Raw genomic sequence first — 1376 nt, 5'->3', positions numbered from 1 at the left:
ACCTTGGCTCTCGAAGATCTGCGCGATCTCGGCAATGCGGTTGCCGAGAGAACCGGTGACGGCATTGCTCTTCTCGTCGAGGTTCGCCGATACCCGCTCGAGGCGATTGACGACACGGTCTTCGAACGTCGCCACGCGCTCGTCGAGAGCGGCGACGATCTCGTCGGCACGACCACCGAGCGATTGGCTGATCGCATCGGCGCGGCTGCCGAGAACCAGGTTGATCTCGTCCGCCTGAGAGCCGAGCACTTCGCGGATCTGTTCGGCCTTCGCTGCGAGCGTGTCGGCGATCGACGTGCTCTTTGCCAAGACGGCTTGGCTGATTTCGTCGACGCGCACTTGCAGGGCGTTGGCAACGTCGCGGCCGCCTTCCGCCATGACGCGAGCCAGCTCGCCCGTGCGGACCACCAACGCTTCGTTGAGGGCCGTCGAACGAGAGCTGAGCGCATGATCGACGCGTTCGACGATGCTGTCGAAGCTCGACGTGATTTCCGTCGTGCGCCGGCCCGCATGCTCTTCGAATGCGGTCAACTGGGCCTCGATGGCGGTAGTCGCCTCGCGGGTGCGTTCGCCGATCGTTTCGGCGACGGTGCGGCCCTGAACTGTGATGAGGCGGTCCATCTCTTCCAGGCGGCCATTGACCGTATCGGTCAGGCTGCCGATCTCGTTCGACATGCGCTCAGCGGCCGTCGAACTGCGGCTGACGATGTCCTCGAAAGCAGCGAGACGCGAGCCGAGGTTCTCTTCGATTTCCTGGCTACGCTGCGTGACGGTTTCGGTAAGGGTATCGACCGTACGGCCGAGCGCCTCGTTGACGCGCGATCCCTGGCTTGCGATCGCCAGCACGATGTCCTTGCCGGTGGAGGCGAGACGGTTGTGGGCATCGTTCGATTGCTGCGACAGCGCATCGGCGAACTCGCGGCCCTTGGCGTCGAACACGGTATGGAACTGGTCCACCTGCGTGCCGACGATGGCCGTAACGCGGCTGCCCATTTCCGTCAGGCTGCTTTCGAGCGCCTGGCCCTGGACGGTGACAGTCTCGCTCACGCGCTGGCTTGCGCTTTCCAGCCTGTTGGCGAGGTCTTCGACACGACCGCCGATCGACTCGTCCGCCATGCGCACTGCGTCCTGAAGCTGGCTGCGCACTTCGCCGCCACGGACCACGATTTCGTCGACGACTTCGCGGGCGGTGGATGAGAGCTTTTCCTGAAGGGTGGTGCCACGCGCGGTGAACTCGTCGAGCACCGACGTCGCGGTGGTCGCGATCTGCTCGCGCAGTGTGTTGCCACGAGAAGCCAGCTCCTCGCCCACATTCGCGCCCGCATCGGCGATCTGCTCGCGCATCAATGCGGCGCGGGACGAGATGTCGTCGGCAA

1 protein-coding gene is annotated in these 1376 nt (G+C 64.7%); it reads right to left on the bottom strand.

Translation table 11 applies throughout. The features are described 5' to 3' along the window. A partial coding sequence (locus AC1DT3_RS21295; RefSeq protein WP_477467180.1) for an apolipoprotein A-IV repeat region-like domain-containing protein occupies window positions 1–1376 on the bottom strand: 1376 nt, incomplete at both ends.

The organism is Microvirga sp. P4_G7 (genome assembly GCF_056401005.1).
This window is presented reverse-complemented; position numbering and strand designations above follow the sequence as displayed.